Source organism: Psychrobacter immobilis (assembly GCF_904846175.1).
Taxonomy (GTDB): Bacteria; Pseudomonadota; Gammaproteobacteria; order Pseudomonadales; family Moraxellaceae; genus Psychrobacter; species Psychrobacter immobilis_E.
The window spans coordinates 441,605-456,113 of sequence record NZ_CAJGZM010000002.1 but is presented as its reverse complement, the minus strand read 5'-3'; the positions used below and the strand labels follow the sequence as shown (position 1 = coordinate 456,113).

Here is a 14,509-nt window from a genome sequence, read left to right as displayed (position 1 = left end):
CCACTGCATTAAGGCTGTTGTATAACCTTGATGACTTATAAATTGATAAATAAGCGATGTCCGAATAAATGCCAATTACGCAAATACAAGCTGTAACTAGCGCTATCAATCTTGCCTTAGTTGGCGCCCCTAATTGTGGTAAAACAGCTACTTTTAATGTACTGACAGGCTCTAAAGCGAAAGTAGCAAACTATTCCGGCGTCACCGTCGATAAACGCACTGCCACGATGCTTGGCCATTCTACTGTCAATATTGTAGATTTGCCGGGTACTTATAGCTTAAGAACCACCAGCCTTGATGAAGAGGTCACTCGTAAAGTGCTCTTTGGTCAGATGCCAGGTGAGCCGATACCTGATGGTATTATCTTCGTAGCTGATGCGACCAACTTGCGCATGTCACTACGTATGTTATTGGAGCTCAAAAGCTTAGGTTTGCCAATCATAGTCGCACTCAATCTGAGCGACGTGGCCGAGAGCCGCGGTTTAGTGGTTGATGAGACCGTATTATCAGAAGAGCTGGGCGTTCCTGTTGTTAAAACGGTCGCCATCAAACGCCAAGGCTGCGAGCAATTACTAATGTTGGCGGATGAATTTATTGACTATCTCAATAATAAAGCTCAGCCTGTACGTTTTTTTAATGCCGATACTAATGGTAATAGCATTAATATCGGCATTAATAGCATCAATAGCCTTAATACTGATACACAAGCTATGTATAAGAGTGCTGATGATATTCTGAGCCGAGCGGTGATAAGCTCACAACGTTTGCCAAAGTGGCATGAGCGCATAGATTATTTGGCGTTGCATCCTGTCATCGGGGTCATTATCCTATTAGCGATTCTTTTTATTATCTTTCAAGCCGTCTATGCGTGGGCAGAGCCACTTATGCTAGGCATTGAATGGTTGGTCGCGAGTATTGGGGCGCTATTAGTCGAATGGCTACCGGATGGCATATTACAAAGTCTTCTCGTCAATGGCGTCGTGGCTGGGGTCGGTAGCGTCGTGGTATTTGTACCGCAAATCACTTTGCTATTTTTATTCTTATTAATTCTTGAAGACTCAGGTTATCTACCGCGCGCTGCTTTTTTATTAGACAACTTATTGTCTAAAGTAGGCTTATCCGGGCGCTCATTTATTCCCTTACTGTCAGGTTTTGCTTGTACGGTACCAGCGGTTATGTCAACTCGCACTATCCCCAACCATAAAGAACGTTTTGTGGCGATTGCTGTTTTGCCCATGCTGACGTGTTCGGCGCGTCTACCGATTTATGCCCTGATTATTGCGGCGGTGATACCCAATCAAACTGTCCTAGGTATTTTCAACTTGCAGGGTTTGACTTTATTTATATTGTATATCGCGGGTATTTGTTCGGCGGCGTTTGTATCGTGGTTATTTAAACGCTTTCATAATACGACATCAAAAGCGGCGGCATTTCCATTATTGATGGAGCTTCCCACTTATCGTCTGCCAAATATCAAACATATTGCCAGTGAGCTTTGGGACAAGGTGAGCGCCTTTTTAATGAGAGCCGGTACAGTAATTTTTGCGCTGACGGTGATATTATGGGTATTGGTTACTTTTCCCGCGGCCCCGATTGGAGCGACAAACCCAGCGATTGATTATAGCTTTGCTGGCATGCTCGGGCATGTTATCGAGCCAATTTTTGCGCCCATTGGTTTTACCTGGCAGATGTGTATTGCTTTAATCCCGGGTCTAGCTGCCAGAGAGGTAGTCATTGCGGCGCTTGGCACAGTATATGCGGTCGGTAGTGTGGGCGATGAAGCCGTCAATCAAACGCTTATCCCTATCATTCATACGCAGTGGGGATTGGCTACTGCGTTTTCATTTTTAGCATTTTATGTTTATGCGCCGATGTGTTTGGCCACACTGGCAGTTATTCGCCGCGAAACCAATTCTTTGAAACAAACTGCAGCCATTGCTGGTTATTTGTTTATCTTGGCTTATTTAATGGCGTGGCTAACCTATCGGGTAACAGGTCAAATTTTCGGATTTTAGAGGTATGATGATGAGTACATTCTTAGAATATTTATTGGTATTTATAATAGTTGTTTTATCTTTTTATTATGTATGGACAAAGGTGATATTTAAAAAGTCGAAGGATTGTAACGGCTGTGGTAAATGTTCTAAATAGCCAAATGTTATTCAGAAGTTCTAGTGTCTGCTTATTGGTATAGGCCTGTTCTAAACACGAAAAGGCCAAACGTTTTCAGCGTTTGGCCTTTATTATTTGTAGAAATCTGCACAATAATAATTGAATGACTAAAGCGCATTCGCGGCATCGTATGCTGTCTTAGTTGCATATGATATATCAGCAACCTCACAACAATCACCTACCTGCACAACCTCAATACCTTTAATGCTCAAAGCCTCTGTATCGAAGACTACGGGGCGCGCACCACTAGCGATAACGACATAGTCGTATGGAATTTGGGCAATACTGCCATTTTTATCTTTGCAATTCACTTCACCGCTGTTAATGGTTGTTACCATATATCCAGTATACTGCTCTACATCGTATGCCTTATAATTTTCGAGCATGCTAGGTAAAACAGCCACGCTGATATCACCACCAATCTGATCACGCATCTCTATTATCGATACCTTGCAGCCTTGTGTAGCTAGATATTCAGCGGTCTCACAGCCGACCACACCACCACCGATTACCGCCACGCGCCCAGATACTTTATGTTTACCTGCCAGCACCTGCCACGCATCATAGACGTTTTTGCCATCTATACCTGGAATTGGCGGTATAAAGCTCAACGCACCGACTGCGACGATAACAGCATCAGGCTCTAGCGCTAGTATGCTTTGAATATTCGCTGTTTGACCCAATTTTAGCGTTACACTCTGAGTATGTACGGCATGCACTAAGTCTTCTATGGCTCGGCGTATTTCATTTTTACGCGGCGGGACAGCAGCGATATGCAACTGCCCACCCAGCTCAGTAGCGGTTTCAAACAGCGTTACACTATGACCTTTCTTTGCAGCCACACGGGCAGCTTCCAACCCTGCAGGACCGCCACCGATGACCACAATATTCTTCTTCATTTCAGCAGGCGTAATAAAACGCGTTTCTTCAAAGCCATTTTCAGGGTTGACCACGCAAGCAATAAACGAGCGATTTAGGACATTATCAACGCAGCCTTCGTTGCAGCATATACAGCGAACGATATCAGTGGCTTTATCCGCGCCCACCTTGTTCGCCCAATCAGGATCCGCTAAGAGCGCACGACCAATCCCAATCATATCAGCCTTGCCATTTTGCAGTATACCCTCACCCATGTCAGGATCAATGATACGACCTGAAGTGCTAACCGGGATGGAAACCGCTTGCTTGACGGCACCTGTGATATCAGCAAAGAAGCAGTAAGGCTGCACGCCCATCGGCGGGATCGTGTCTGCCATATTGCCCGTATGGTTCGCTTGCCCAACATGCAACATATCCACGCCAGCTGCTTCAAGCCACTGTGCAAACTCTGGCGCGTCGATTTCATCAACACCACCTTTACCGCGCTCAGGTGTGACAACCGATAATTTATAATCGATAATCATATCTGGTACGACCTTTTTTAACGCCCGTACTAACATCAAAGCAAAGCGTGTACGATTCTCAAGAGAGCCGCCAAACTTATCCGTGCGCGTGTTCATTTGTGTGCTGCATAGCGCGCCTACCAGTCTGTCGCCATGCACCTGAATGACATCTATCCCCGCTTTTTGTGCACGCACTGCACAGGCACACATCTTGTCGATAATATCCATCAAAGCGTCTTCTGACACCTCATTGACGAAATGTTGCATATCATGATTGAGCTGGGTGCGTACCTTGTGCATCTCGCCAGCAGCAAACAAGGCGTTAAGGACATTAACGTCATACTCAGGATAAAAAATCTGCACGCCAAGCTTGGCTCCGTAGGTATGCACATTATCAGCAAGTAGCCAGAAACTGTCTATTTGGCTATCATCAAATAATTTAGGCGTCGGCGCAAAACTACGGACAGGTGCGACGTCGCCTAGCACGATATAGCCTGTGCCACCCTTGGCAAGACGAGTATAAAAGGCACGGCTTTGCGAGCTGATATTGCCGTCTTTATCTTCATAGCCAGTCGTCAATGGTGGAAACATCGTACGGTTTTTAAAGATGACACCACCAATGGTGATAGGTTGTAATATTTTCATAGCCGATATTTTAGTGGTCGTATTATTCATAATACTCTACTTTTAGTCTATCCTTTGCACGCATGCTATTGATAGTATTTGTATCGAAAATTTGTATTGAAAAAACAATATTGGACTTGTACAATCAAAATAACTAATGCTTAACCTCGATACCTTTAATACCTTCGAGCGCTAGCAGGTACTCTTTTTTGTCTAAGCCGCCTGTATATCCTCCCAGCTTACCATCGCTAGCAATAACACGGTGACAAGGAATAATGATGCTAAATGGGTTTCTGCCATTGGCATTGGCAACGGCGCGGTAACCTTTAGGATTACCGACTCGCTGCGCGAGTGTGGCATAACTAATCGTTTCGCCATGCGGTATCTTTTGCAGCTCTTGCCAGACGCGTTGCTGAAAATTAGTACCTAAGCTTATATCTAATGGCAAATCAAACGCTTGACGCTCACCTTTAAAGTACGCTGTTAATTGCTCAAGCGCTTCTATAAGTAGCGCCTCGGCAGGCTTGCTTTTGCTTAGACTGTTTTGAGATATAAAGGTAAAATCTTGATCAACAAGTCCATAATGCTTTTTAAGCTTGGGAATAGATTTTGAGCTGTGCCAAGAATCGCCCACCTGCAGCCAATTGACTTCGACCAGTTTAGGACTACTATGCCTACTAGCAATCAGTGCTAACTGGTGCGACTCAACAGCTGCTATGGTGACTATCATGACTCTTCCCTCTACACACTCATATTTTTAACACTTATTTATTCATTGAAAAAAACTACCAAGCGCTACTGTTTATCATCGGTCTCAAATAAGGCGGCGACGAACTGCTTCGGACTAAAGGCACGCAAATCATCAATCGACTCACCAACACCGATATAGCGAATCGGCACATCCGTGGTTTCAGCGATATTAAAGACCACGCCGCCTTTTGCCGTACCATCAAGTTTGGTAATGGTAATACCCGTCAATGGTACGACTTTGTTAAATAACTCCACTTGGTTAATGGCATTTTGACCTGTGCCAGCATCAAGCACAATCATGCCTTCATGCGGTGCACTTGGATCGGCTTTACGCATCACGCGCACCACTTTTTCAAGCTCGGCCATCAGGTGGGTTTTATTTTGCAAGCGTCCAGCTGTATCAGCGATTAATACATCGATATTTTTTGCTTTGGCAGACTGCATGGCATCAAAGATAACAGAAGCACTATCAGAGCCATGACCTTGGGCGACGACTGGAATGTTATTGCGCTCACCCCAGATTTGCAGCTGTTCAGTAGCAGCGGCACGGAACGTATCGCCAGCCGCCAACATGACGGATTTGCCTTCACCTTGCAGACGCTTAGCAAGCTTACCAATAGTCGTCGTTTTACCAACACCATTAACGCCTACGACCAAGATAACAAAAGGCTTCTTACTCGTGTCAATGACCAATGGCGCAACTTTTGGCGTTAAGATATCAACCAGCTCAGTTTGCAGTGCTTTATATAATGAATGGGCATAAATCAAATCACCACGGGCGGTTTGCTCAGTAAGGCTTTTAATAATACGATTGGTTGCATTGACACCGATATCAGCGACCAACAGCTGGTCTTCAACCTCTTCTAATAGCTCATCATCAATCTCTTTGCCACCGATAAGGATACTGACCATACCTTCGGCAAGATTTTTACGTGACTTACTTAGTCCCGTTTTCATACGATTAAACCAGCTACCTTTTTTCTTATTTTCCTCAGTCTCTTGTGACTCCTCTGACGCTGTTGTTGGCTGCGGTAACTCGGTTTTCGATTTACTCTCTGTTTGCGCTTTATTGACAGCACTGGTATCGCTATTTGTAGAGGTAAAGCTTGCACTATCGCCTAAATGAGCTTGCAAAGGCATCGTAGGAATTGCGGTTGTAGACTGCGACGGAGCAGCAGTTGTTTGATCGTTATTTGAAGTGCTTGCTGCGCTACTTTCTATCGTACCTTCTACAATACTTTCGGCTGGACTTTGTTTTTCTATCTCAACAATAGGCGTCGCTAATGGTAGGTCTGCCGCTGTATCGGTATGTGATGTATCTTCAGGCTCATCGATGATGGGCACCGTTTGCGCTGGCAGACTGGGTAAGGTAATATCATCGTCATCCAAATCATCAAGACCGCCGTCAAGGTTGATGACCACGCGATTGCTATTATTGGGATTATTCATAAGCTTGCCCTAAAAGTTATCATTATCAGTAATTTATTTTAAAGTGATTGTTTTTAAAATGACTATGCCGCCCGCTTTTTATTATTTAACGGACGATTATTTTTAGCCTAGTTTAGCATAATTCAAGCGGTGCTTAGCCTTTAGCATTGTAGAGCGCTGTCAAATGATAAAAACCGATGAATCAACAACAAACAGCAATGCCTAAAACCATGCCAAATAGATGACTGTAAGCAATACAAAAAATCATGCTAATAAATTTATAGCAAACCGTCAGCTGATCTAAGCAAGTTTCGCTTAAGGTTTGGACACAAAAATCCGACCTTAGTTACGCCAAACTTCGCCTACATTATGCCACCCTATTTTGTTTACTTTATTCAACCATTTATATTGGGAATGACCTATGCTATCACTATCGAACAATTATAAAAAAATGATCCAGACGGGCGCCGCTTTGGTTCTCGTTACCATCGCATTGTCATCGACAGGCTGTAGCACCACACAAGAATTTAAGCCTACTGCTACCGTCATGGTTGGGGCACACAAGTCTTTATAATGGCTCTATGTTTATCATAAATACGTATATTAATATAAACATTAATATACGCCATTCTCATTCTATAAATCAGTCACTTATCAGCTGCCTTTTTATATAAGTAGAACCTATCATGTCATTGTTTTTATCACTGCCTTCATCACTGTCTTTACCATCACCTGCTCACTCTCTACGCCTTGCCTGCGCTTTAGCAATGGCGACTACCCTTGCTGCTTGCCAAACCAGCGCACTCTCTTCGACGAATGAAGTTGCTACGACTAAAAATGCCGCAACGACACAGGTAGTGAATAAAAACCAAGCGGTTAAAGATGCTGAGCAATCGTCAGCGCTGACCATGGATATGTCCGGTCGCCATGAATACAAGCTCGAAAATGGTCTAAAGATAGTGGTTAAAGAAGACCACCGCGCGCCTGTGGTCATGACTCAGATTTGGTATCGCGTCGGGTCAGCAGATGAGCCACTTGATAAAGGCGGTATCTCTCATGTGCTCGAACATATGATGTTTAAAGGCACCACTAATGTGTCAAGCGACGATTATGAGCGTTTGATTGCTAAGTTTGGCGGCGTTAACAACGCCTTTACCAGTTACGACTATACCGGTTATTACGAGCTATTTCCCGCCAATCGCTTGCCATTAGCTTTAGAGCTAGAAGCGGATCGCATGACCAATTTGGTTTTTGATGACAAAGCGTTTGCCAAAGAGCATCAAGTGGTGATGGAAGAGCGTCGTCAGCGTACTGATGACAATCCGATTTCCAAAGCTTATGAGTCATTTCGCTTGCTGGCATTGCCGAACAGCCCGAAAGGCGAATCGGTCATCGGACCCATGAGTGAGCTTGAATCAATCACCCTTAACGATTTAAAAGACTGGTATAAAACATGGTACGCACCCAATAATGCGACTTTGGTTATCGTTGGCGATGTCGAACCAACCGAAGTGTTGGCGCAAGTCAAACGCTACTTTGGTGAGCTAAAACCAAGCGCATTACCCAAGCGTCCTGCGGTCACTCAAAAGGGTTTCCGCGGTTATCAGCAAGTAGAATCTGAGCAAGCGGTACAAGTGCCAGTTTTACTGATGGGTTATAACGTGCCCAGCCTGGTAAGCGCTGGTGCTAATAATGAGAAGCAAGCTTATGCCCTCTCGCTTGCGCAAGATGTGCTAGATGGTGGTCTATCAGCACGTCTCGAGAGCAGGCTAGTACGCGAGCAAGGACTACTTACCACCGTAGGCACCTCTTATGATTTGCTTGATCGCGGCGATGGATTGTTTCTGATACAAGCGACTCCGCGTGAAGGCGTCAGCTTAGCCCAAGCACAGCAAGCTATCCTCTCTGAAATAGAAAAACTTAAAACTGATCCGATTGCCGCCGATGAAATCGAGCGTGCCAAAACCAATACTGTCACCGGTTTGGTATACGCACAGGACAGCATGGAAGGTCAGGCGCGTATGATTGGTTCACTACAATCTATCGGTCTAGATGATAGATTACTGGCTAAATTGCCAACCAAGCTTGATAGTGTGACGATTGCGGATATCCAAGCAGCAAGTAAAAAGTATTTGGTCAAAGATAATTTAACGGTGATGCATATCATTCCGCCTAAAGAGACGGCCAATAAAGGTAAAGTTAGCCAAGATAAGATGAGCAAAGAGACCGTTAGTAAAAATACCGCTACTAATATCGCTACTAAAGAAACGGTAAGCAAAGCTAAATAACATCACTATGCTATCCAGTTATCTTAGTAAGAACCCAATATTCGTGACATTAATAAGAAGAAAGACATGACTCAAACACCTTTTCTCAAAAAAACCAAATTATCATCTAATGTTAAGCAGCTCCCTTATCTGAGTGCCGCTATATTCTTTGGGATGATGACCTTGACTACCGTAGCGCAGGCCGATATGGCGGGTGGCGAAGATGCTCGCACGCCGGCTGCCGCAGTCGATACTAGCGCGCCTATTGCCGCTCTAGCTAAGCTTAGTAGCCTTTATAATGCCAAACCTTTAACAGTCACTGTCCCAAAGATTCAGACCTTTAACACCAAAGCCGGTATTCCTGTGCTTTTTGTGCCGACCACCACCTTGCCCATCGTTGATATTGACTTGCGCTTTAATGCCGGTAGCGCACGTGATGGTAGTATCAGTAAATCAGGCTTTGGTATTGCCAATATGACCGCAACGATGCTTGAACAAGGGTCTAAACGCTTAGATGAAAACGCGTTCACGCGAGCGGTCGAAACCTTGGGCATTAGTCTAAGTAGCAGCGCTTATAAAGACATGTTTACTGTCTCGTTGCGCAGCTTATCTGATGATAAACATCTACTGCCTGCCGTTAACTTAATGACGCAAATGCTTACTGAACCGAGCTTTGATGAGCAAATATTAGCCCGTAACAAAGCACGCTTACTGGTCGGTTTACAGCAGCAAAAACAAGACCCGGGTAGTCTTGCTAGCATTGCCTTTAGCAAAGCACTTTATGGCGACCATCCTTATGCCCATCCATCGGTTGGCACGCTTGAAACGGTTCCTAATATTAAAAGGCAACAGCTAATAGATTTTAAAAACCGCTATTTAGTCGCTGCCAATGCGTCGCTTGCCATGACTGGTAATTTGACGTTAGCACAAGCGAAAAATTTGGCGGAAGAAATAACGGCAGACCTACCAGCTGGTCAAGCAGCGGCTACCCTACCCGAGCCAAAGCCATTAACCCAATCTCAGCATATCCATATACCGTTTCCTAGCACTCAAACCACGGTATTAATGGGTCAATTGGGCGACAAGCGCGCCACTGACCCCCAAGCGCAGCAAAAGCAAACCAACTTTGCTGTCGGCAATGAAGTGCTAGCAGGGGGCGATTTTAATGCGCGCTTGATGACGGAAGTCAGGCAAAACCTTGGTTATACTTATGGTATCTCAGGTTCTATGAACCCGATGCTGGCGCGCGGACCTTATCAGATTGGTTTTTCAACCCGTAATGATAAAGCGCGCGCGGCGATTAATGCCAGCCTAGATGTGATTAATGAGACCTTAGAAAAAGGTATCACTAGCGATGAGATGAGATTGACCACAGACAGTTTAAAAAACAGCTTTCCGATGGGTTTTGCCAGTAACGCGGGAATCAACAGTTTACTTGGCATGATGAATTTTTATCAGCTGCCTAGTAGCTACCTGACCAATTATGTCAAGCGTATCGAACAGGTCAAACTATCAGAGGTCAACCAAACTCTGCGCGACACCCTAAAGCCTGATGATTTTTTAATCGTTACCGTCGGTGAGGTTGATCCTTGGGATGAAAAGAAATCTAAGAAGAAGAAATAAACTTGATAGCATATTTTTTACAGGTGTTAAAAAAATAGGTCGATAAAAAAGCTCAACCAGTAATATTTATTGGTTGAGCTTTTTTTAATTGAAGATACAGTCTTTAGCGACATATTACTTAATAACGACAAGCGGAGCTGCTACTGGCATGATTAAAGCCCCATTTGCGATAACCATCGGTATCAAGATGAATAGCACCGGTAGAATATAGCCCTAGCCCAAAGTTATTCGATTGACCCTGATATTGCCAAAACTCGCATAAACGGTCTTGCATGCTACTAAGCTGCCATTGATTGCCTTCATATTCAGGCACCCAGATATCCATCGCGCCTGCGGTCATGTGCTTACTGGCGTTTGCGCCGCCTGCGCAGTCATTTAGTCCTGGGCTGCGATATACTGAACGTATCTCTGTATTAGGAGGTAAAATTCCTTGGTTTTTGAGCTGACTATAAAGCTGCAAGGTCGGCACAATATTTGCCCATAGCTCCTGCGGTGGTAGCTGATAAGGCTCATAGCCACATTTATCCCAACTACGGGCGGTGGTTAGCAGCTGTGATAAAGGAGGTACGTTTTGTGCTCCGACTCGTGAGCTTAAATAGCGTTGATAATTGGCCACTTGTCCGGCGCGGTAGCTATTACTATTTAGCCAAGTATTAAAGTCCATACTGGTAAAATCGTTATAATTACTGTTTCCGAAGTTATTATTACCAGTGTTATAAGTAGTGTTATAACGTGGCGTCACTTTATTGGTAATGACGCGCTTGCTCTCTTCTATCGATAAACCACTATCAAAATTAAATTCACGCTGTTTTCGTTGAATGAGGCCTTGCATACTATCGCCGCCTAGGCCATTTGACCCACTTCTGCCATCGCTGAGTATAGTCGCGCCGCCACTATAACTATTGCTTTGGCTGCCATAATTTCTAGCAGGCGTGATATAAGCATTAGAGGTGCTATCAGTAGCACTACTGCCGTGACGGATTTGGATACGGCGCTCACTATTATCACTTATGATAGCGGCAGAAGCAGAGATGCTACTGGCACAAATGCACAGAGCGATAACAGGCTTATACATTTGCCTATAAACAGATTTTTTTATCTTTATCATTACAAGAAACTACCGCTAAAAACGTTTTATCGATACTATCAAATTTTAAGCAAGCAGGCTAAACTATCGCAGTGAATCAGCGGTCACCTATTCGTTATTAACACTTATCCTCATAATTTTTATATTGACGTTACTTTATTACTCGTAAGTTACTTTATTCGCTATTATCTCGTTGAGTGAACGCCTTATAATCGTCGCTTGCTAACTTGACAGCTGTCAAAGCAGACTTTTCTTTCACGCCAATTGCCAGTCACATTTTGCCTATGTCTTCTAACCCGCAATACCGTTTTTCCCGTCAGAGCCATCATTTTGGTCAAGGCCATGCGCCGACTTTGTGGCAACGCATTCATATCGACCCATGGTTAACCTTATTGTTATTAACGGTTTGCTGTATCGGTTTGACTATTTTATACAGTGCGGCAAGCCAAGATAGCGATATGGTCATACGCCAAATGGTCAGTTATGGCGTAGCGTTTACAGTGATGTTTATCATGGCACAGATACCGCCTAATATTTATCGTACCTTTACGCCCATATTTTACGTATTAGGGCTGATATTATTGGTCTTGGTCGACATCATTGGCGAGGTACGTATGGGTGCACAGCGCTGGATTAACTTACCGGGATTTGGTAGTGTCCAGCCTTCAGAGTTTATGAAACTTGGCATGCCAATGATGTGCGCATGGTTTTTATCCAAACGTGATTTACCACCCTCATTATCCAGTATCGCCATCACTTTGGCGTTAATTGTAGTGCCGGTATTGTTAATTGCTAAAGAGCCTGACCTTGGTACTTCATTACTGGTTGCTGCCAGTGGTATCTTTGTGTTGTTTTTGGCTGGATTATCATGGCGTTTAATTGCTAGTGCAGCGGCTTTGGCAGTGCCACTTATCGCTTTCGCTTGGAACTTTTTATTACACGATTACCAACGTACACGCGTCTTAACTCTGTTTAATCCTGAAGCTGACGTCCAAGGGGCTGGTTGGAATATCATTCAGTCTAAGACCGCTATCGGTGCTGGCGGTCTTACCGGTAAAGGCTATCTAGAAGGCACGCAATCTCATCTGCACTTTTTACCAGAAGGTCATACTGACTTTATTGTTGCGGCATTCTCTGAAGAGTTTGGCTTACTCGGTATGATATTGCTGATGTTTATTTATGCTTGCGTGCTCACGCGTGCTTTGTATATCGCTTTTAGTCACCCTGATACTTATAGCCGACTACTAGCAGGTGCGATTGCCATGTCGTTTTTCGTTTATGTTTTCGTCAATGTCGGTATGGTCGGCGGCATCTTACCTGTTGTTGGCGTGCCATTACCTTTTATCAGTTACGGTGGTACTGCTATTGTTACCCTAATGGCAGGATTTGGATTATTGATGTCGATTCATACCCATAAATCTAGCTAAGTTTTTTTGCATCATTCTTAAACAAGGTTATTTAGCACAATTTTAAAACTCAGTTTTCAAGCTTAATATTCAGCCTTAAACTCAGTTTAAAACCACTAAATAAACTTCTAATACAGACACCGACGAAATGATACGTTAACAAATTGGTAAGCGAATCTAAGCAAAATTCGCAGTGCTAAGTAATCGAATGTAACAACGAAATAGTTGAAGTTAAGTCAATTCATGCTGTTTTAATCAGGTTTTATTTGTAAACAATTCTACATAAATTATCATAAAAATCCTAACTTATGTGATTCATCTAAATAGATAAGTATTTGTTTTTAAATACAATAATACCAATAAACCCTTCCTTCTTTACTAAAAAAACCTGTCAGTAATCAACTAATACTGACAGGTTTTTTTTCTTGTTTTTTACAATTAATTGCGTTAACCTCGTTTTACTGTCACTATGATACATAACCCGTACATAGCTACTAAGAAAGTTATCATTCAATTATATTGCAGTTGTAGCTCATCCGTATAGTTAGCAGCTTGTAGATTTCGGACTTTCAAAGTCACTACTTAATTAACGGTTTAATAACAAAGAAATACGCAATACTCTTTAAACCCTTTATTAATTTAGCAATATGACTTAGCAATGTAAGAAGGTTCGTTTATCGGATAGCAGTACCCATTTTAGTGGTTGATTCGTTTTTAATAACGATTGTTAACTATCATTTGAGCGTGTCATAAGTGTGTTTGGTCAGTCGTATATAAACGATAAACGCCTCCTCACTTATGATGATGAAATGAAAATTACCATACGTTAGAGCTTATAAAAGCCCGCATTTATTATTATCATTATGAGAACGTCAGATAATATAGAGGCTTTCGAGTTTGCGACACGGTTAGATTGGTCTAACACTGTCTCGCTCCCTCTAAGAGGTTTTAGAGTTAAGTTTTAAGGTATAAGCTATAGAGGTATTTATGAATAAGCGTTTATCTGGTTTACTTACAATGTCGGCAGTTTTATTTGCTGGCTCTGCAATCGCTTCTAATGCAAATGCTGTAGAATCAAAAACCTCCCTTGCAATGGTCTCGCAAGATAACGCCTCCCATATCGACCGTGTACTCGGTGAACTTAGTCGCCAACATAACGGCGCATCAAGCTTAGTTAAGTCTGCCCGCCAACCTACTTCATTGGCGCTGAGCAGCTCACTGTTAGCCAGTGACACAGCACAAGTATCTAATGATGAAGATGTTCTAGAACGCCTAACAGCGGTTGCATCTAACTCTGTGAGCAAATTTAAGCAAACAGGCCTAGCCTCTTGGTATGGTCGTCAGTTTCATGGTCGCAAAACCGCTAGTGGTGAAACCTTCGATATGAATGGCCTAACTGCCGCTCACCGTTCACTGCCACTGAACTGCTACGTTAAAGTTACCAACAAAACCAATGGCAAAAGTGTTGTGGTTAAAGTCAATGACCGTGGTCCATTCCATGGTAACCGTGTCATGGATTTATCATATGGTGCTGCCAAGCAACTTGGTATTACGGCTAAAGGTGTCGGTAACGTCGCTATTGAGCGTGTTTCAGGCCCATCTTCATAAACCATTAACGTCTTAGAACAATAGCGTTTTAAGCCTTTAACGGTTTCGTATTATAAAGACCACAAGTCTTTATAGCCGTATTTTATAAATAAATAAAAAGCGCCTAACTTTTAATGAGTTAGGCGCTTTTTTATTGTTTAACACTTAACTATTAGTGTTAGA

9 protein-coding genes and 1 pseudogene are annotated in these 14,509 nt (G+C 43.3%); 6 read left to right on the top strand and 4 right to left on the bottom strand.

What is annotated here, in order from left to right:
- Positions 1–68: 68 nt before the first annotated feature.
- Positions 69–2,015, top strand: a complete 1,947-nt coding sequence (feoB, locus tag JMW39_RS04430) for a ferrous iron transport protein B (RefSeq protein ID WP_201544204.1) — start codon at positions 69–71, stop codon at positions 2,013–2,015.
- Positions 2,016–2,279: 264 nt separating this feature from the next.
- Here feoB and bilR read toward each other — a convergent pair whose 3' ends face one another.
- From bilR to ftsY, 3 genes are all read right to left on the bottom strand, one after another.
- A complete protein-coding gene (gene bilR / locus JMW39_RS04425; RefSeq protein WP_265088441.1) occupies positions 2,280–4,229 on the bottom strand; it encodes a bilirubin reductase, long form in 1,950 nt (649 codons plus the stop codon).
- Between the two features lie 103 nt (positions 4,230–4,332).
- Positions 4,333–4,908 (bottom strand): methylated-DNA--[protein]-cysteine S-methyltransferase, encoded by a 576-nt coding sequence (locus tag JMW39_RS04420; RefSeq protein ID WP_201544202.1) that lies wholly within the window; start codon positions 4,906–4,908, stop codon positions 4,333–4,335.
- A gap of 65 nt (positions 4,909–4,973) precedes the next feature.
- A complete protein-coding gene (ftsY, locus tag JMW39_RS13355; RefSeq protein ID WP_320157909.1) occupies positions 4,974–6,377 on the bottom strand; it encodes a signal recognition particle-docking protein FtsY in 1,404 nt (467 codons plus the stop codon).
- A gap of 400 nt (positions 6,378–6,777) precedes the next feature.
- On the opposite strand from ftsY, the gene JMW39_RS04410 reads away from it, so the two are divergent.
- The 3 genes from JMW39_RS04410 to JMW39_RS04400 all read left to right on the top strand — a co-directional run bounded on the left by JMW39_RS04410 (position 6,778) and on the right by JMW39_RS04400 (position 10,246).
- Positions 6,778–6,930 (top strand): hypothetical protein, encoded by a 153-nt coding sequence (locus JMW39_RS04410; RefSeq protein WP_201544200.1) that lies wholly within the window; start codon positions 6,778–6,780, stop codon positions 6,928–6,930.
- A 193-nt stretch (positions 6,931–7,123) separates the two neighbouring features.
- On the top strand, positions 7,124–8,644 hold the full coding sequence (locus JMW39_RS04405) for a M16 family metallopeptidase (protein WP_413786215.1): 1,521 nt from the start codon (positions 7,124–7,126) through the stop codon (positions 8,642–8,644).
- A gap of 66 nt (positions 8,645–8,710) precedes the next feature.
- Positions 8,711–10,246, top strand: a complete 1,536-nt coding sequence (locus JMW39_RS04400) for a M16 family metallopeptidase (protein ID WP_201544196.1) — start codon at positions 8,711–8,713, stop codon at positions 10,244–10,246.
- Positions 10,247–10,364: 118 nt separating this feature from the next.
- Here JMW39_RS04400 and JMW39_RS04395 read toward each other — a convergent pair whose 3' ends face one another.
- Positions 10,365–11,354: a D-Ala-D-Ala carboxypeptidase family metallohydrolase gene (locus tag JMW39_RS04395; protein ID WP_201544194.1), complete on the bottom strand. Its 990-nt coding sequence runs from the start codon at positions 11,352–11,354 to the stop codon at positions 10,365–10,367.
- A 263-nt stretch (positions 11,355–11,617) separates the two neighbouring features.
- On the opposite strand from JMW39_RS04395, the gene rodA reads away from it, so the two are divergent.
- Positions 11,618–12,760, top strand: coding sequence for a rod shape-determining protein RodA (gene rodA / locus JMW39_RS04390; protein ID WP_201544309.1), 1,143 nt, complete (start codon positions 11,618–11,620; stop codon positions 12,758–12,760).
- Between the two features lie 1,239 nt (positions 12,761–13,999).
- A pseudogene (locus JMW39_RS13380) lies at positions 14,000–14,347 on the top strand (septal ring lytic transglycosylase RlpA family protein); the annotation flags it as partial.
- Positions 14,348–14,509 lie beyond the last annotated feature (162 nt).